The sequence below is a fragment of the Pseudoxanthomonas sp. CCNWLY206-1 genome (assembly GCF_039710385.1).
In the GTDB taxonomy this organism is placed as follows: Bacteria; Pseudomonadota; Gammaproteobacteria; order Xanthomonadales; family Xanthomonadaceae; genus Pseudoxanthomonas_A.
On sequence record NZ_JBDKXI010000003.1, the window covers coordinates 68,629 to 86,172 of the forward strand.

General features: G+C 61.2%; 14 protein-coding genes and 3 tRNA genes. 9 read left to right on the top strand and 8 right to left on the bottom strand.

Annotation, left to right across the window (positions count from 1 at the left end):
• Nucleotides 1-7 precede the first annotated feature (7 nt).
• The 4 genes from AADW18_RS07855 to AADW18_RS07870 form a co-directional block, all read right to left on the bottom strand.
• Nucleotides 8-1,054 (bottom strand): DUF262 domain-containing protein, encoded by a 1,047-nt coding sequence (locus tag AADW18_RS07855; RefSeq protein ID WP_337342821.1) that lies wholly within the window; start codon nt 1,052-1,054, stop codon nt 8-10.
• A 510-nt stretch (nt 1,055-1,564) separates the two neighbouring features.
• Nucleotides 1,565-1,641: transfer RNA gene (locus tag AADW18_RS07860), tRNA-His, on the bottom strand.
• Nucleotides 1,642-1,681: 40 nt separating this feature from the next.
• Nucleotides 1,682-1,758, bottom strand: a tRNA-Arg gene (locus tag AADW18_RS07865).
• 59 nt (nt 1,759-1,817) lie between these two features.
• Nucleotides 1,818-1,894 (bottom strand) — tRNA-Pro (locus AADW18_RS07870).
• 148 nt (nt 1,895-2,042) lie between these two features.
• Here AADW18_RS07870 and AADW18_RS07875 point away from each other — a divergent pair.
• Nucleotides 2,043-2,810 carry a Bax inhibitor-1/YccA family protein gene (locus AADW18_RS07875; RefSeq protein WP_337342822.1) on the top strand — a complete coding sequence of 256 codons (768 nt, stop codon included), beginning with the start codon at nt 2,043-2,045 and terminating at the stop codon, nt 2,808-2,810.
• A gap of 160 nt (nt 2,811-2,970) precedes the next feature.
• Here AADW18_RS07875 and AADW18_RS07880 read toward each other — a convergent pair whose 3' ends face one another.
• The 4 genes from AADW18_RS07880 to grxC form a co-directional block, all read right to left on the bottom strand.
• On the bottom strand, nt 2,971-4,293 hold the full coding sequence (locus AADW18_RS07880; RefSeq protein WP_337342823.1) for a Na+/H+ antiporter NhaC family protein: 1,323 nt from the start codon (nt 4,291-4,293) through the stop codon (nt 2,971-2,973).
• Between the two features lie 132 nt (nt 4,294-4,425).
• On the bottom strand, nt 4,426-5,433 hold the full coding sequence (locus tag AADW18_RS07885) for an isocitrate dehydrogenase (RefSeq protein ID WP_337342824.1): 1,008 nt from the start codon (nt 5,431-5,433) through the stop codon (nt 4,426-4,428).
• 304 nt (nt 5,434-5,737) lie between these two features.
• Nucleotides 5,738-6,073, bottom strand: a complete 336-nt coding sequence (locus AADW18_RS07890) for a carboxymuconolactone decarboxylase family protein (protein ID WP_337343293.1) — start codon at nt 6,071-6,073, stop codon at nt 5,738-5,740.
• A 107-nt stretch (nt 6,074-6,180) separates the two neighbouring features.
• A complete protein-coding gene (gene grxC, locus AADW18_RS07895; protein WP_337342825.1) occupies nt 6,181-6,486 on the bottom strand; it encodes a glutaredoxin 3 in 306 nt (101 codons plus the stop codon).
• Between the two features lie 198 nt (nt 6,487-6,684).
• Here grxC and AADW18_RS07900 point away from each other — a divergent pair, with 198 nt between their 5' ends.
• From AADW18_RS07900 to AADW18_RS07935, 8 genes are all read left to right on the top strand, one after another.
• Nucleotides 6,685-8,322, top strand: coding sequence for a M48 family metalloprotease (locus tag AADW18_RS07900; protein WP_337342826.1), 1,638 nt, complete (start codon nt 6,685-6,687; stop codon nt 8,320-8,322).
• A gap of 201 nt (nt 8,323-8,523) precedes the next feature.
• Entirely contained in the window at nt 8,524-9,213 is a 690-nt protein-coding gene (gene phoB, locus AADW18_RS07905; protein WP_337342827.1) for a phosphate regulon transcriptional regulator PhoB, read from the top strand.
• 82 nt (nt 9,214-9,295) lie between these two features.
• Nucleotides 9,296-10,636, top strand: a complete 1,341-nt coding sequence (phoR, locus tag AADW18_RS07910) for a phosphate regulon sensor histidine kinase PhoR (RefSeq protein WP_337342828.1) — start codon at nt 9,296-9,298, stop codon at nt 10,634-10,636.
• On the top strand, nt 10,633-12,723 hold the full coding sequence (gene ppk1, locus AADW18_RS07915) for a polyphosphate kinase 1 (RefSeq protein WP_337342829.1): 2,091 nt from the start codon (nt 10,633-10,635) through the stop codon (nt 12,721-12,723). Before phoR ends, ppk1 begins: the two co-directional genes overlap by 4 nt.
• Nucleotides 12,724-12,966: 243 nt before the next feature.
• Nucleotides 12,967-14,496, top strand: coding sequence for an exopolyphosphatase (gene ppx, locus AADW18_RS07920; RefSeq protein WP_337342830.1), 1,530 nt, complete (start codon nt 12,967-12,969; stop codon nt 14,494-14,496).
• The gene (locus AADW18_RS07925) at nt 14,496-15,467 is read left to right on the top strand and encodes an aldo/keto reductase (protein WP_337342831.1); all 972 of its coding nucleotides are present in this window, start codon (nt 14,496-14,498) and stop codon (nt 15,465-15,467) included. Before ppx ends, AADW18_RS07925 begins: the two co-directional genes overlap by 1 nt.
• A 279-nt stretch (nt 15,468-15,746) precedes the next feature.
• On the top strand, nt 15,747-16,883 hold the full coding sequence (locus tag AADW18_RS07930) for a glycosyltransferase family 1 protein (protein WP_337342832.1): 1,137 nt from the start codon (nt 15,747-15,749) through the stop codon (nt 16,881-16,883).
• Nucleotides 16,884-16,917: 34 nt separating this feature from the next.
• Complete coding sequence (locus AADW18_RS07935; RefSeq protein ID WP_337343294.1) at nt 16,918-17,442, top strand: phosphatase PAP2 family protein; 525 nt, start codon at nt 16,918-16,920, stop codon at nt 17,440-17,442.
• Nucleotides 17,443-17,544 lie beyond the last annotated feature (102 nt).

The following is a 17,544-nucleotide window of genomic DNA, read 5'->3' on the forward strand; positions in this document are numbered from 1 at the left end:
AGCGAGGCTAGACCTTTGTTAGTTCTAGCAAGAACTCCGTACGACGTTTTCGAACAGCCTCGTCCGTAGTAGCTCTACGACTATCGGTCAGAAACTGCCGTTCCGGGGCTGTCAGATCTTCAGGGTGATCTGCAAGTACAAAAACCTGATCAACTCTCTCTAGCCGATCTCGTTCGAACTCTATCGGCACCTGAACCCGTGCCTGATCAGCAGTGACTCCTGGAATACCAAATTTTCGATGAGCTACGTAGGTAAACAAGGAATAGAAAAGGTGGGGCCGTCGAAACTCTGTGTCTGATAACCCTTCAGGGTAGAGATCGACTATGTAAGCAATGACGGCATCGAACCGCGTCTCTAACTCATCGACGTCATTGTCGAACTCATTCTCATATGAACCGTAGAACTTCTTGACCTGCTTCTTAGATTTGATTCCCTCAAGCATCGCAATGAGCAAGTCTGCCACTAGGCTGACCTCCAGCATCCGTACAACCTGTTTAGACGTAAGGACGCCCTGCCTGGTCCAAAAATCGTAATACTTGTGACCGACACGGTCAGCAAGCACTTTAAAAGGTCCGAAATGATCAGCGTTGATCTTCTCTTGTTCGTTTAGGACCACCGCGTACGAGTTCAAACGTCCAAAGATATCCAAGACTTCGGAATCCGGAAGATTGATCAGCAAGTCAACAGATATCTCATAAGCAAGCACATGCTCCCTGACGTGCTCTGGCAGCTGACTAAAAAGCACTCCCCCCAGATCAGGATGATGCTTCTTACTTACAGAAAACCCATCCCCTAGGTAGCTAAGGATCGTGCGTAGACGTTGCTGACCATCGACAACCTCACGAATAGATTTCTTCGTCGTGACATTGATCTGCTGTCGTATAAAGACCTTAGGTATAGGTTTCCCCCTAAGGATCGTATCCATGAGATAGCTTTTCGCTTTATCGGTCCAAACTGATCTACGCTGGAACCTCGGGTTAAGCACAAGCTGTTTTGCTGCGTCCCACTCAACAAAATCATTGATGCTGTAGGTTCGGGAATCGTAGCTTTTCATGTACTCATGTCATCCATTTGGGGTACCGCAGGTGCCTTACGGCGACAGTGTGCCCGAAGACTACAACTTCTGACGAGTTCAGCTACAGAGAAGCGTACTCATAACGGCTAGTCGCCGTCGGAAGACTCGTCAAAGCTGGACTTCGTAATAGCCAACGGGCCTTCAATCGGAGGCTGCCCCTTGCGCCCGTTAGCGAGTCTCTTGCGCAACTCACTTCCAAATATCTCGATGAGCACTCGGATGGTCTTGGGCGGAAGCCAATTGCTAGGAGGTGGCCGGGGTCCGGGATAGATCAAAAGTGCCTTGGTCATAACTCGCTTTTTCGAGCCTTCAGGGGGCGGAACTTCGACCAACAGGTAGTATTTTCGGTTCATAGCAGGTCACCTCATCCCCCTGCAGGGGACTCGAACCCGCAGTTCCAGTCAAATCAAATATTTGCGTTCGCCAAAAACAATAAAGGCCCCGATACGCAAATATCGGAACCCTTATTAATCAATAGCTTACAAAAACTGGGGTGGAAGACGGGATTTGAACCCGCGACCCCCGGAATCACAATCCGGTGCTCTAACCAACTGAGCTACATCCACCATATATTGCAAACACTACATCAATCCTGCCGGTCCGGTGTGGCGCGCCCGACAGGACTCGAACCTGTAACCGCCGGCTTAGAAGGCCGGTGCTCTATCCGGTTGAGCTACGGGCGCATTTCACTCCGTCGCACCGGATTGTCGCATTCCGCCCCACCCGATACATCAGACCAGACTGGTCGGGGTAGAGGGATTCGAACCCCCGACCCTCTGCTCCCAAAGCAGATGCGCTACCAGACTGCGCTATACCCCGACGAGGGTCCCGGCGTGGCGCCAGCGGCACCAACAAGGCCGCGTATTGTCGGAACCTGCGAGCCTGCTGTCAAACGGCATGTGGCGATGGTCGGCGTAAGATATCCTCTTGTTCAGGGACCGACGTCCGAATCCACAATGAGGGCACCATGATACGCAGCGGCAATCCAGCACTAAAAGAATCCACCTTCCTCGATCTGGGCAGCGGCACCGTCGTGTCCCGCGATGCCGGCGCGATGACACTGAACGGCACGGTCAACAAGACCGGTTTCCTGTTGCTGCTGACGGTGCTGACCGCGGCGTTCGCTTGGTCCCAGGTGGAATTCGGCGTCGACGGACGTCCACAGCCGGGCTTCGGCATGTACATGTGGGGCGGCCTGATCGGCGGCTTCATCCTGGCGATGGTCACCGTATTCAAGAAGACCTGGGCGCCGGTCACCGCGCCGCTGTACGCGCTGGTGGAAGGGTTCTTCCTGGGCGCTATCTCTGCGATGTACAACTTCTTGTACGAAGGCATCGTGCTGCAGGCGGTGATGCTGACCTTCGGCACCCTGTTCGCGCTGCTGTTCGCCTACCGCAGCGGCCTGATCAAGGCCACCGAGAACTTCAAACTGGGCGTGGTGGCGGCGACTGGCGGCATCGCATTGGTCTATCTGGCCACCATCGTGCTCGGCTTGTTCAACATCCAGATTCCGATGATTCACGGAAACGGCCTGGTCGGTATCGGCTTCAGTCTGTTCGTGGTTGTGATCGCAGCGCTAAACCTGGTGCTGGATTTCGATTTCATCGAAAGCGGCGTCGAACAAGGCGCACCGAAATACATGGAGTGGTACGGCGCGTTCGGCCTGATGGTCACACTGGTGTGGCTGTACATCGAGTTCCTGCGCCTGCTGTCCAAGCTGCAATCGCGCAACTGATTCGATTAGCGCATCAAGAAAAAAAACGGGGCGCCTTGGCGCCCCGTTTTTGTTTCAAGCCTGAATCGATGCGTCGAATGGCTTTGTCCTTTGGCGGCGTGAAGGCTCTCGGTATCAAACCATCTGCAACTTTCAAAGTTGCGGCGCGGACTCCACTCGCTCACCCAAGCGAATCTGCTTGCCCCACACGTCCCCGCGCGGGCCACAGTATGAAACCTATCGCCACCAGCGCCAACAGCCAGCAGTAGTGAACGTTGCCGGCTAGCGCCAACGGCGATACGGCCGCCAGCGAGGACGCCAGCAGTATCTGCGCGCCGTAAGGCAGGATGCCTTGCATCACGCAGGCAAAGATATCCAAGACACTGGCCGAACGACGTGGCGTGATGCCGTGCCGTTCGGCGATGTCCTTAGCCAAACTACCGGAGATCAGAATGGCGACGGTGTTGTTGGCGCTCAGCGCATCGGTGCCTGCCGCCAGCGCGGCGATACTGAACTCACCAGAGCGACGTCCGGTATGGCCTCTCGCAAACCGGGCAATCGTCTGCGCCAGCCAATCCATGCCACCGGCGGCCTTCATCAACGCACCCAGGCCGCCTATCAGGATCGATACCAGTGTCACTTCCAACATGCTTTCGAATCCGGTGTAGATATCACCGGTGAACGTGATCAGGTCGTATTCACTGCTGAGCATGAAGCCGAATACCCCTGACGCCACCAAACCAATGCCAAGCACCAGCACCACATCCAACCCCGTCAACGCCAGCCCCAGCACTATCAAGTAGGGCAACACCAACCAGGGGGAGGCCGCATTCGGTGCCGTTACCGGCGCGGCATCACCCAGGAACGCCAGCATCAATACCGTCGCCAGTGCTGCGGGAACGGCGATCTTGAAGTTCTCGCGAAATTTGTCGCGCATCTCCGCGCCTTGGCTGCGGGTGGCGGCGATCGTGGTGTCGGAGATGATGGAAAGATTGTCGCCGAACATGGCGCCACCCATCACTGCACCGATGACCAGTGCCCGATCCAAACCCGCGGCATCCGAAATGCCCAGCGCGATCGGCACCACGGCCGCCAGCGTTCCCATCGACGTGCCAATGGACAGCGAGACGAAGGCAGCCACCAGGAACAGTCCCGGCAAGATCAGTCCGCTCGGCAGTGCGCCCAAGCCCAGGGCCACGACGGCATCCACCGCGCCGATCGCCTTGGTAACGGTAGCGAAGCCGCCCGCCAGCAGGAAAATCAGGCACATCAGCATGATGTTGTTTTCGCCCATCCCCGACAGCAATGTCCGCATGGGCGCAACGCCGCGACGCCTGGCCAGCCACGCGCCCAGCGCTAGCGCCGGCAGAATCGCCACCGGCGCGCGTAGCTGGTAAAAGCCCATCGGCTCGCCCTGCAGAGTGAAATACAGGCCCGCGCCGAAAAACAGCGACAGGAACAGCAGGATAGGAGTCAGCGCGGTGGCGCTGGGGCGGACAGTCATCGAGGGGGCCTGATTAGGGAGCCTCGCGATTCTGCGGGCTATTGGCGGTCGTACCAACCCCTGCGATAGGACGCACGCCAACAAAAACGGGACGCCAAGCGTCCCGTTCGTGGAGATCACTGCTGACAGGCCTCAAACCCGGCTGGCAATCGCCTTGGCGAACGACATGGTGTTGCCCTGCCCGCCCAGATCCGGGGTCAACGAATCCTTGGCTTCCAGTGTGGCGATGATGGCCGCACGCAGGCGTTCGGCCTTCTCCGGCTGACCGATATGGTCCAGCATCTGCGCCGCGCCCAACAACAGTGCGCACGGATTGGCGATGCCCTTGCCGGCAATGTCCGGAGCCGAGCCATGCACGGCTTCGAAGATCGCCGCATCGACGCCGATGTTCGCACCCGGGGCCAGCCCCAGGCCGCCGACCAGGCCGGCACACAAATCGGAAATGATGTCGCCGAACAGGTTGGTGGTGACGATGATGTCGAACTGTTCCGGACGCATCACCAACTGCATGCAGGTGTTGTCCACGATCATCTCGTTGCACTCGATGTCCGGATACAGCGCAGCCACTTCGCGCGCCACCTTCAGGAACAGCCCTGAAGTGGTCTTCAAGATGTTGGCCTTGTGTACCACCGTGATCTTCTTGCGGCCGGTCTTGCGAGCCAGCTCGAATGCGTAGCGGACGATGCGCTCGGAGCCCTTGCGGGTGATCTTCTGCGTCAACAGCGCGGTTTCGCCATCCTCGGAAATCGATTGGCCTTCGCCGATGTACGCGCCCTCGGTGTTCTCACGGACGGTAATGACGTCCACGCCCGACGGAAAACGCGACTTCGTGTTGGGGAACGACTTGGCCGGACGCACGTTGGCGTACAGGTCGAAATGCCGGCGCATCGCCACGTTGATGGAGCTGAAGCCCTCGCCTACCGGCGTGGTCAACGGGCTCTTCAGCGCAATCTTGTTCTTGCGGATCGAATCCAGGGTGGCCTGCGGCAGCAGATCGCCGTGCTTCTCCAACGCCACCAGGCCGGCGTCGGCTTCTTCGTAGGTCAGGCCGACCTTCAGTGCGTCCAGCACATACAAGGTGGCATCCATGATCTCCGGGCCAATACCATCGCCGCGGATGACCGTAATTGTCTGGGTCATTGCTTGAGTTCCGAACAGGGGGCGCACGCCGGCGGGACCGGAGGCGACGAGAAAGGGATAGTCCGGTAATTATGCCTGATGGGCTGGTTCCGCCCAAATTAGCAGCCGGGAACAGGGAATGGAGAACGGGGAATGAGTCGCCGTGCGAGCCGAATGCCTGCGGACCTTCGAATGGGAAAACGACCTTGGGCGCTGCGAACCATATCCACCGGGAAGGTCCGAAGCCTTTGTTCGTCATGACCAGCCATTCGCGACGGTCCGTCATTCCCCCGTTCCCTGCTCCGTGTTCCCGTTTTAAGAAGCTTCAGCCGTGATCGTGCGCCTCAGGGCCACTAGCCGCGCCCGCTTCCAGTTGATCCAGGAAATCCACCGCCCTGCGCAGGTGCGGGATGACGATGGAGCCCCCCACCACCAATCCCACGGAGAACGTCTCGAAGAATTCCTCGCGGGTGACGCCGACTTCCTTGCACTGCGCTACGTGGTAGCTGATGCAGTCGTCGCAGCGCAGCACCATCGACGCCACCAGACCAAGCAACTCCTTGGTCTTTACGTCCAGTGCGCCGGCTTGGTAGGTCTGCGTGTCCAGGGCGAAGAACCGGCGTACCACCTGGTTGGGCTCGGCCAGGATCCGCTGGTTCATGCGCTGGCGAAACTCGGTGAACTGGCGCACGCGATCCCGCTCGCCGGTGTCGTCCACCTGACCCGATTTTTCGTTACCCAGCCGCTCTTCGCCTTGCGGTCCGGCGCTCATGCGGGACGACCTGACGACAGCAACGGTTCCAGTTTGCCGGCGCGGTGCAGCGCCACCATGTCGTCATAGCCACCCACGTGGGTGTCGCCAATGAATATCTGCGGCACGCTGGTGCGTTTGGCCAGCGCCATCATTTTCTGGCGTTCCGTGGGATCCAGGTCAACCCGGACCTCGGTCCAGGATTGTCCCTTGCTCTTGAGGAAATTCTTGGCCGCCACGCAATACGGGCAGATCGCGGTGGTGTAAAGGGTAATCTCCGGTTTTTCTGTATCGCCAGGGGCGTTTTCGCGAGGGCTACTCAAGGGAATTCTCCGGGCACAATCTTGTCTGAAGGCAATATGGGTGAGGCAGTGATGGGTTTCCAGCCACGGCCGCGGAACAATGTGAGCCGGGCAAGGTCTGGTTAATGGACATCAATTAACCGCATGTTCACGCCTCGGGCTCATCCACGCCTCATTCTGATTGATGCCCTTGGCTATTGTCCGTTACGGAGTTACCGCTTGCGCCCATTGCTGCTCGTCACCGCACTGACCCTGGCCGTCGCTGCGCCGCTGGCGTCGTCCCAGGATTCCCGGTTGCCGGACATCGGTTCCTCGGCAGGCGAATTGCTGACGCCGGCCAAGCAGGCGGAATACGGCGGCATGCTGCTGCGTGAGCTACGCAACTACGGCTACCTGCTGGAAGACCCGCTGATCACGGATTGGCTGCAAACCATGGGCAATCAGCTTGCGGCGGATAGCGACAATCCGCAGCAGCCGTTTACGTTCTTCATGATGAAGGACCGCCAGATCAACGCGTTCGCCACGTTGGGCGGCTACATCGGGATGAACGCAGGCCTGGTGCTGACCGCCCAGCGCGAGGACGAAGTCGCCGCAGTGCTGTCGCACGAAATCGCCCACGTCACCCAGCAACACGTCCTGCGTGGCGCGGAACGCGCCCAGCGCGACCAGATTCCGATCCTGCTCGGCATGCTGGGTGCCATCGTGTTGGCGCAGGCGGCAGGCGGCAGTTCCAGCGGCGATGCCTCGCAGGCCGCCATTGCCTCGGCGATGGGCCTGATGCAACAGCGCCAGATCGACTACACCCGTTCCAACGAATCCGAGGCGGACCGCGTCGGCATCCGTACCCTGGACCGCGCCGGCTACGACGTGGACGCCATGGCGGGCTTCTTCGCGCGGATGGCTCAAGCCACCCGCAGCAACCGCGGCAGCGAACGCGACCGTACGCCCGACTACCTGATGACTCACCCGGTCACCACCACCCGCATCAGCGAAGCCCAGCAACGGGCCGAACAGCTACGCAAGGACAATATTCCCCTCGTCACCACGGTTCCGGGCGGAAAGCGGGTAGAAACCTACAACCCCAACACCATCGTCCTGCCCGACATGCTCAGCGACAATCCGCTGCTGCCGGTCGCGGTCACCATTTCCTCGCAATCCTTCAGCCGGGGCGGCACCGGACAGTTCGACTGGGCTCGGGAACGGTTGCGTGTGCTTAGCGCCCCTACGTCGGTTGCCGCGATACGCGAATACGAAACCATCCGGCGGGACGCTGGCAAGCTGAACGACTCGCAAGCCTATGGCCTGGCCATCGCCCACCTCCAGGGCGGTGACCTGAAGGCAGCCAACACCGAATTATCCGCCCTATTGGACAAGCACCCTGACAATCTCTGGGTGCAATTGGCCATGGGCGAAGCTGAATCCCGCACCGGCAAAGCGGCGGCGGCCAATCAACGGTTCTCCGCTTTACTGAAGCAGATGCCCACCAACCGCGCGGTTGCGCTGACCTTCGCCAAGGTACTGAATGAACAAGGTGGCCGCGAAGCCGGGCAACGCGCGCAGGCGGTGTTGCGGCCTTTGCTGAGCCGGTCGGCGGAAGACCCGACCTTCCAGCAACAATTCGGCCGCGCCAACGAGTTAGCCGGTGATACCGCCCGCGCTGGCGAGGCCTACGCCGAGGCTGCGTTCCTCAATGGTCGTCCGGAGCAGGCCCTGATTCAGCTGCAAACGCTCAAGCGCCGGGATGATCTGGACTATTACGCCCGGGCGCGCGTCGATGCGCGCATCGCGATCATCACCCCACAAGTGCTGGAACTTCGCCGCCAGGGCATCCGCGACCCTGATGTCGACCGGCGTTGACCGATCCACGGATACCCCGCAAGCGGGTGCCGTGGCTTCCGTCGCCAGTTTCTTCGAGTCGTGAGACCGTAACCATCGTCTGAACTGTGAGGGAAATCCCGCTCGCAAGCCTGCCAGTTCATGACAGCCCGGCGGCGTGTCATGTATTCGTCATAAAATTGTCGTCTACTGGCGTGAATCCACTGAGCCAACGGTATCCTCGTGCAGAAGCACATCCTGATCGTTGACGATGAACCCGCCATTCGCGAAATGGTCGCCTTTGCCCTGCGCAAGGGCGAATACGAACCGGTCCACGCCGGCGATGCGCGCGAGGCACAAAATGCCATCGCCGACCGGGTACCCGACCTGATCCTTCTGGATTGGATGTTGCCCGGCACCAGTGGGCTGGAGTTGGCACGGCGTTGGCGCAAGGACGCCATGACACGCGACATCCCCATCATCATGCTGACCGCACGTGGCGAAGAAAATGATCGTGTCGGTGGCCTGGAAGCCGGCGTGGATGATTACGTGGTCAAGCCTTTCTCGGCGCGCGAGCTACTGGCCCGCATCCGCGCGGTGATGCGCCGCTCGCGCGAAGATGACGAAGATGGCAGCGTCGCGGTAGGACCATTGCGCATCGACGGCGCCGCCCACCGCGTGTTTGCCGGCGACACGCCAGTGCCGATCGGCCCCACCGAATACCGCCTGCTGCACTTCTTCATGACCCACCCGGAGCGCGTCTACAGCCGCACCCAGCTGCTGGATCACGTTTGGGGCGGCAGCGTCTACGTCGAAGAACGCACCGTCGACGTGCACATCCGCCGCCTGCGCAAGACCCTGGAACCCCATAGCCTGGAAAACATGGTGCAGACCGTGCGCGGCTCGGGCTACCGGTTCTCGGCATCGGTGTAGGAGGTCGCGGTGAGCAGTGAGCGGATAAAGCTGCAACGCTTACCCACATCCTCTGTCATACACATCTGCCACAATCCAATCCATGCCCCATTACATCCGATCTGCCTGGTTGAAGACGCTCGGCGAACTCGCCGCGGTGCTCGCCTTGGCGGTGGTCGTTGGCTTCTTGCTTGGGCAGGTCTGGCCGGTGGTAACGCTCGCGGCGCTGGGCGTGGTGGCTTGGCACTACTGGCGCTTGCGCAAATTGTTGCTGCGCCTGACCGCACGTGAGCGACTGGCGCCCGTTCAGGGCAGTGGCGTCTGGAACGAACTGGATCGTCTGCTGCACCGTAGCCAGGTGGAAATGCGTGCGCGCAAGCGCCGGCTGCTGGACATCCTGCGCGCCTACCGCGCTGCAGCGGCCGCCCTGCCCGATGCCGTGGTGGTGGTGGATCGCAATAGCCAACGCGTGCAATGGTTCAACAAGGCAGCCACCTCGTTGCTGGGATTGCAGTATCCCAACGACATCGGAGCGCCCGTCGGCGACCGCATGCAGCCGCTGCCGATGTCGCACTGGCTGGCCGCCGGCCGCAATGCCGAACCGATGCTGGATGCCGGATCGCCTGTCGATCCCAACGTGCGCCTCAACCTGCGGTTGATTCCCTATTCGGATCAGTACTGGCTGCTGGTCGCACGTGATGTCAGCAAGATGCTCCGCCTTGAACAGATGCGTCGCGACTTCGTCGCCAATGTCTCGCACGAGCTGCGCACCCCGCTGACCGTAGTACACGGCTACCTCGACATGCTGGAGCCGGAGGAATTCCCCGAGTGGGCGCCGATGCTCGCCGAGATGCAGAAACAATCTCAGCGGATGACCCAATTGGTGGAAGACCTGCTGACGCTGTCGCGCCTGGAAGCGCAAGACAGCCTGCCGGACGAAAGCGTCGCGATGGCACCCATGCTGGCGACCCTGCGGCGCGAAGCCGAGGCGCTCAGCCACAAGCGCCACACCATCGTCGTGCAGGACGAAGCCGGCGTGGACCTATGGGGTTCCAACAAGGAACTGCACAGCGCGTTTTCCAATCTGGTCAGCAATGCGGTGCGCTATACCCCGGTGGGCGGCACCATCACGGTGCGCTTCGTACGCGAAGGCGAAGGCGCGGCACTCAGCGTGCGCGACACCGGCTATGGCATCCCCGCCTCGCACCTGCCGCGCATCACCGAACGCTTCTACCGTGTTTCCACCAGCCGCTCACGCGAAAGCGGCGGCACCGGTCTGGGCCTGTCCATCGTCAAGCATGTCCTGAATCTGCACCAGGCGCGGCTGGATATCGAAAGCGAAGTCGGCCTCGGCAGCACATTCTCGGTGCACTTCGGCCCGCAACGCGTGCATCCCCGCAACGACACACCCCATTTTTCCCTGCCGGACAGTCAGCACGCATGAATGCCGCTATCGACACGCCGCTGGACAACCTGAGCGACGACGACGCACTACGCGATCCTTCGCTGTACCTCAATCGCGAACTGTCGCAGTTGGATTTCAATTTCCGGGTGCTGGCGCAGGCGCTGGATCCGCAGGTACCGGTGCTGGAGCGACTGCGCTTCCTGTGCATCTCCTGCACCAATCTGGACGAGTTCTTCGAGATACGCGCGGCCACCGTGCGCCACGCGCAGGATTTCGGTCTGCCGCCGGGTGCCGACGGCATGAGCCCGGTGGTCGTCCTGAACAAGATTCACGACCGCGCCGCCGAATTGGTGGATGCGCAGTACAAATGCTGGAACGACGTACTGAGGCCGGCATTGAACGAAGCCGGCGTGCGCGTGTTCGGCCGTGGCCGCTGGAGCCCGCGTCAAACCCGCTGGCTGCGCGCGTATTTCCGCAACGAAATAATGCCGGTGCTGTCGCCGTTGGGTCTGGATCCGGCGCATCCGTTTCCGAAGATCCTCAACAAGTCGCTCAACATCGTGGTGGTGCTGAAAGGCAAGGATGCCTTCGGACGCGCCGGTCACCTGGCGATCGTGCGTGCGCCGCGCTCACTGTCGCGCATCATCCATTTGCCGCAGCGTGTATCCGGCGGCGAACACGATTTCGTGCTGTTGTCGTCGGTGCTGTCGGCATTCGTCGACGATCTGTTTCCCGGCATGGAAGTCAAAGGTTCCTACCAGTTCCGCGTCACCCGCAATTCGGAGCTGGTGGTGGACGAAGAGGAAGTGGAGAACCTGGCGCTGGCCCTGCGTGACGAGCTGGTCGGCCGCGGTTACCGGCCCGCCGTCCGGCTGGAGATCGCGCACGATTGCCCCAAACCCATCGTGCGTACGCTGCTGCAGAACTTCGAGCTGCCAGAAAATGCGGTGTACCCCATTGATGGACCGGTCAACCTCAATCGCGTCATCCAGGTCTACGACCTGGTGCAGCGACCAGAACTGAAATATCCGGTCTTCACTCCGCGTACCTTGCGCGACATGGATACCATTTTCGAGAAAGCCGCCGAAGGCGACATATTGCTCCACCACCCGTTCGATGCGTTTACGCCGGTGCTGGAACTGATCAAGCAAGCCGCTATCGATCCGCAAGTATTGGCGATCAAGCAAACGCTCTACCGCACCGGCAAGGACTCGGCCATCGTCGAGGCGCTGGTACTGGCCGCTCGCAATGGCAAGGACGTCACCGTGGTAGTCGAGCTACGGGCGCGCTTTGACGAAGACGCCAACCTGGGCGTCGCCGATCGCCTGCAGGAAGCCGGTGTGCAGGTGGTGTACGGCGTGGTGGGTTACAAGACGCACGCCAAGATGCTGCTGATCGTGCGACGCGAAGGCAAGAAGCTGCGCCGCTACGTGCATCTGGGAACGGGCAACTATCACAGCGGCACCGCGCGCGTTTACACCGACCTGGGGCTGATCACCGCTGATCCTGACATCGGCAACGACGTGCATCAGTTGTTCCAGCAGTTGTCAGGACTTGCGCCGGCCACCAAGCTCAAGCGCCTGCTGCAATCACCGTTCACGCTACACCCCGGGCTGATCAAGAAGATCGAACGCGAGGCAAGCCTGGCGCAAGCCGGCAAGCCGGCGCGCATCATCGCCAAGGTCAATGCACTGAACGAACCCCGCGTGATGCGCGCGCTATATGCGGCCTCGCAGGCCGGCGTGCAAATCGATCTGATCGTGCGCGGTGCATGCACCTTGCGCCCGGGCGTACCCGGCGTTTCCGAAAACATCCGCGTGCGTTCGATCGTCGGTCGCTTCCTGGAACACAGCCGCATCTATTGGTTCGGCAACGACGGTACGCCGGAACTGTACTGCGCGAGTGCCGACTGGCTGGAACGCAACCTGCTACATCGGGTCGAGACCTGCTTCCCTATCCTCAACCGCGAGTTGGCACGGCAAGTATTCGAAGACGGGTTGCAGAACTACCTGGCCGACAATCAGAACGCCTGGGAACTCACTTCGGACGGCGAGTACCGAAAGCTGGTACCAGCCGAAGGCGAGGCGCCCCATTCTGCGCAGGCGGTGCTGTTGTCGAAGGTTTGAGGCGGCCGTCGTGCTGTTGTAGGAGCGCCGTCCCGGTGCGAGCTCTTCGCTTCCGCCGCGATCTGACGGAAGAACTCTCGGCGGGGATGCGGCTCCTACAAACCGACCTGCCTGACGGGAGAGCTCGCGGCGGGACGCCGCTCTACATGGACGATGTCCCTACAAAACCATCCTGCAAAAGACAATCTCAGAATCATTGACCGAGTAGCAGCGCCCGCGGCCGACAACCGCTAAACTTCTCACATGCCGCCCCTATCCTCCTCCGCTTCGCCGCCGCTGCAGGACGGCGACCAGATCGCCGCGATAGACCTGGGCTCCAACAGTTTCCATATGGTGGTCGCGCGATACACCTTGGGGCAATTGCGGGTGGTTGACCGGCTGCGGGAAACCGTGCGCATGGCCGATGGCCTGGATGGGAAAGGCGGCATTTCCGATGAAGCCCGTCAACGCGCATTGGACTGCCTGGCCCGTTTCGGCCAACGCATCCGCGATATTCCCGCCACGCGCGTACGTGCCCTGGCCACCAACACCGTGCGCCAGCTGGCGACACCGCAGAGCTTCCTGGTGCCGGCGGAAGCCGCATTGGGCAAGCCCATCGAAGTCGTATCCGGGCGCGAGGAAGCGCGCCTGATCTACCTCGGCGTGGCGCACGCGCAGCCACCCAAGGCCGGGCAACTGCGCCTGGTGATCGACATCGGCGGCGGCTCCACGGAATTCATCATCGGCCGCGGCATGGAAACGCTGGAACGCGAAAGCCTTCAGGCCGGCTGCATTGCCAGCACTCGCAGGTTTTTCCCCGGCGGCAAACTATCGAAGAAGCGCTGGAAAGACGCACTGACCGAGATCGGTGCCGAATTCCAGCAGTTCGCCGGCCTGTACCGCAATCTGGGCTGGCAGGAAGCTATCGGCTCCTCCGGCACCAACAAGGCCATCGGCGATATATGCGCAGCGATGAAACTGACCAAGGGATCGGTCACCGCCGAGGCCCTGCCGTTGGTGCGCGACCGCCTGCTGGCAGCGCAGCGCATCGAAGATATCGACCTGCCCGGACTTTCCAATGATCGCCGCCCCATCATCGCCGGCGGCGTACTGGTGCTGGAAGCCGCGTTCGAAACATTGGGGCTGCAACGGCTGATGGTCAGCAAGGCCGCCATGCGCGAAGGCATCCTGTACGACATGCTGGGCCGCGGCAGCGAAAACGATCCGCGCGATCTGTCGGTGGCGGCGCTGATTCAGCGCTACGGCATCGACGAAATCCAGTCCGCCCGGGTCGAAGCCACCGCGCTGCGTCTGTTCGAACAAGTGGCGAAACCGTGGGCCCTGGACGACGACGATGCACGCATGCTGGGCTGGGCGGCGCGTCTGCACGAAATCGGCCTGGCCATCGCCCATAGCCAGTACCACGCGCACGGCGCCTATGTGTTGGAGCACTCCGATATCGCGGGCTTCTCGCGGCAGGAGCAGCAGGTCCTGGCAGTACTGGTCCGCACCCATCGCCGCAATATCTCGAAGAACGCGTTCGAATCCATTCCCGATCGCTTGCTGGTCAGCGCCAAGCGCAAAGCGGCGCTGTTGAGGCTTGCGGTGCTGCTGCACCGTGCTCACGACAACGAGTTCATCCAGAAGCTGGAATTGACCGCCGACGGCGAACAACTGGAGTTGATCGTCGGCAAACGCTGGCTGGAGTCTCGCCCGTTGCTGCGCTCCGACTTGATCGGTGAAGCCGAGGATATGCAGGGACTGGGCTTGGCGTTCAAACCTTTCGTCGCGTGATGAAGACGTACCGTATTCCCCATAGCGATCTGGAAGTTTCACGCATCGGGTACGGGTGCATGCACCTCAGCCGCGCCTGGGACGACACACCACTGACCACTGAGGAACGCTCGCGCACCCACGCCATGGTCGACACCGCGCTGGCGCAGGGCATCACTCTGTTCGACCACGCCGATATCTATGCGCGTGGCAAGGCCGAACGGCTATTCGGCGAAGTCCTTCGGCAGCGTCCAAGTTTGCGTGGGCAGATGGTGCTGCAATCCAAATGCGGCATCCGCCTGGCCGGCAACCCGGAGTCCGGCGCGCCGCAGCGCTACGACTTCAGCCATGCGCATATCGTCGCATCGGTGGAAGCCAGCTTGCAGCGCCTGGGCACCGACTATCTGGATATTCTGTTGTTGCACCGGCCGGATCCGCTGGGGCAGCCAGAAGAAGTGGCGCAAGCCTTCGATGCCTTGCACCGCGCCGGCAAGGTGCGCCACTTCGGCGTAAGCAATCACACCGGCACGCAGATCGCGCTGCTGCAGCGCCATGTCCACCAGCCGCTGACCATCAACCAGGTGGAGCTAAGCCTGCTGCATCACTACCTGATCGACGAAGGCATCATGGCCAACCAGGCCGGCGCGCCGTACCTGGCTACCGGCACGCTGGATTACTGCCGGCAGCACGACATCCTGGTGCAGGCCTGGTCGCCATTGGCATCGGGGCGTTTGGCGGCGCCGCTGGAATCCATGGACGAAACCCTGCGCGCCACCGCCGAGCTGGCTCTTGGACTGGCGCAGGCGCATGGCGTTGAAATGGAAGCGATCCTGCTGGCGTGGCTGTTGCGGCACCCTGCCGGCATACAACCTATCGTGGGCACCACTCATCCCGAGCGACTTATCGCCAGTTGCGCCGGGGATTCAATCGAATTGAGCCGCGAGCAGTGGTACGCCTTGTTCGCCGCTGCGCGCGGGCATCGCGTGCCCTAGGGCATTTTCACGCCGGCTGATTACGCCGATATCAGTAGCCGGGAGCCGGGAGCCGGGAGCCGGAAAAGCATTTGCTCTGTCTCCCCCTTTTCAAGGGGGGATGACCCGCCATTCGGCGGTTGTAAAGCGTTTGATGGGGATTTGCTCCTCGCCTCCCATACAAGCCAACAGTTCCGGCACCTGAAACAAAACGCCCTAGCGCATGTCATCCAGGCGTCATCCAAATGCAACAACAGCTTCATGGCGCGGTCGCAGCATACGCAAAACGTGGAGTTGCGTATGCGGTTTACCATCGTTACCGAAACGTATCCGCCTGAGGTCAACGGCGTAGCGCTGACTGTGCAGGGACTGGAGACTGGCCTGCGTTCCCGCGGGCATGAGGTCTCGGTGGTCCGTCCCCGCCAAGACAACGATACGGCCGAAGCCGAGGCGCTGCTGGTACGCGGCGCCAGCTTGCCGCGCTATCCGGGATTGAAGTTCGGCCTGCCCGCCACTCGCAAGTTGCTGCGGCATTGGAGCCAATCACCGCCGGACGCTGTCTACGTGGCCACCGAAGGCCCGCTGGGTTGGTCCGCACTACGCGCAGCACGGAAGCTGGGCATTCCCGTGGCAACAGGTTTCCATACCCGCTTCGACGAATACATGCGCGACTATGGCGCAGCCTTTCTGCAACAGACCGCATTGCGCTGGATGCGTCGGTTCCACAATGGTGCCGATGCCACGTTGGTGCCGACGCGAGAACTGGCGGAATTCCTGGAGCAAAGCGGTTTCCACCGCGTGGTGCGCCTGGCCCGCGCGGTGGACACGAGTCAGTTCAGCCCGCGCAAGCGCGACAGCACGTTGCGTGCCGCGTGGGGCATGAGCGACGACGGACTTGTCGCCATCTATGTAGGCCGCATTGCCGCGGAGAAAAACCTGGAACTGGCAGTGCGCAGCTTCCGCGAGATACAGGCGCGTCACCCCACGGCACGTTTCGTGTGGGTGGGCGATGGACCGATGCGGGAAAGACTGGCGCGCGAGAATCCGGACTTCGTGTTCTGCGGCGTGCAGCGCGGCGAAGCATTGGCCCGCCATTTCGCCAGCGGCGATCTGTTCCTGTTTCCCAGTCATAGCGAAACCTTCGGCAATGTCACGCTGGAAGCGATGGCCAGCGGTGTACCGACAGTGGCGTTCAACTACGGCGCGGCCAAGGAACACCTGCAGGATGCCGTGCATGGTGCCGCTGTCGAGAACGACGAAGATTTCATCCACGCCGCCGTCAATCTTGCCGGTGCGCCCGCCTTGCGCCGCTCCATGGGCCTGGCCGCCAGCGACGCGATGCAGTCGCTACGCCCGGAACAAGTGGCAGCCGATTTCGACGACCTACTGATGGGACTCGTCCAAAGGAGAGGCCATGCAACCGCTGCCGCCGCGTAACGCCTTGTTAGGCCGAAACATGCTGGGTCAGAACATATCAGGCCAAGACAGAGGTTGGTGCCTGCGCGCCAATCGTTGGGGCGAATGGAGCGGCCTGCGCCGATTCTTCGCCATCGTCAGCCGCTTGGGCGACGGTGTTTTCTGGTACGTGCTGATGGGCGCCTTGATCGTCGTCGATGGCATGGACGGCCTGGCCGCTTCCGCGCACCTCGCTGCGACCGGCGTCATCGCGTTGACGCTGTACAAACTGCTGAAGCGCTGGACCAAGCGTCCGCGTCCATTCGCCTCGGACGTGCGCATCCGCGCCTGGATTGCGCCGCTGGACGAATTCAGTTTTCCATCCGGCCATACCCTGCATGCCGTCGCCTTCACCATTGTCGGGTTGGCGCACTATCCGGTGTTGGCGGCCCTGCTGATTCCCTTCGCCGCGTGTGTGGCGGTATCGCGCGTCGTGCTGGGTTTGCACTACCCGAGTGATGTGTTGGCTGCGACCGGCATTGGCTCGGTGCTGGCGGGCATCTCGCTGTGGTTGGTTCCGGGTGTGAGCTTGTTTGCGTAACTCTTGAATCTCCGTTGTAGGAGCGACGTCAGGACCGGATAAACATTTTAGGGGAAGCATAAAGCCCCCAGAAGTCCCAGCGAACACGCCCAAATATAAACA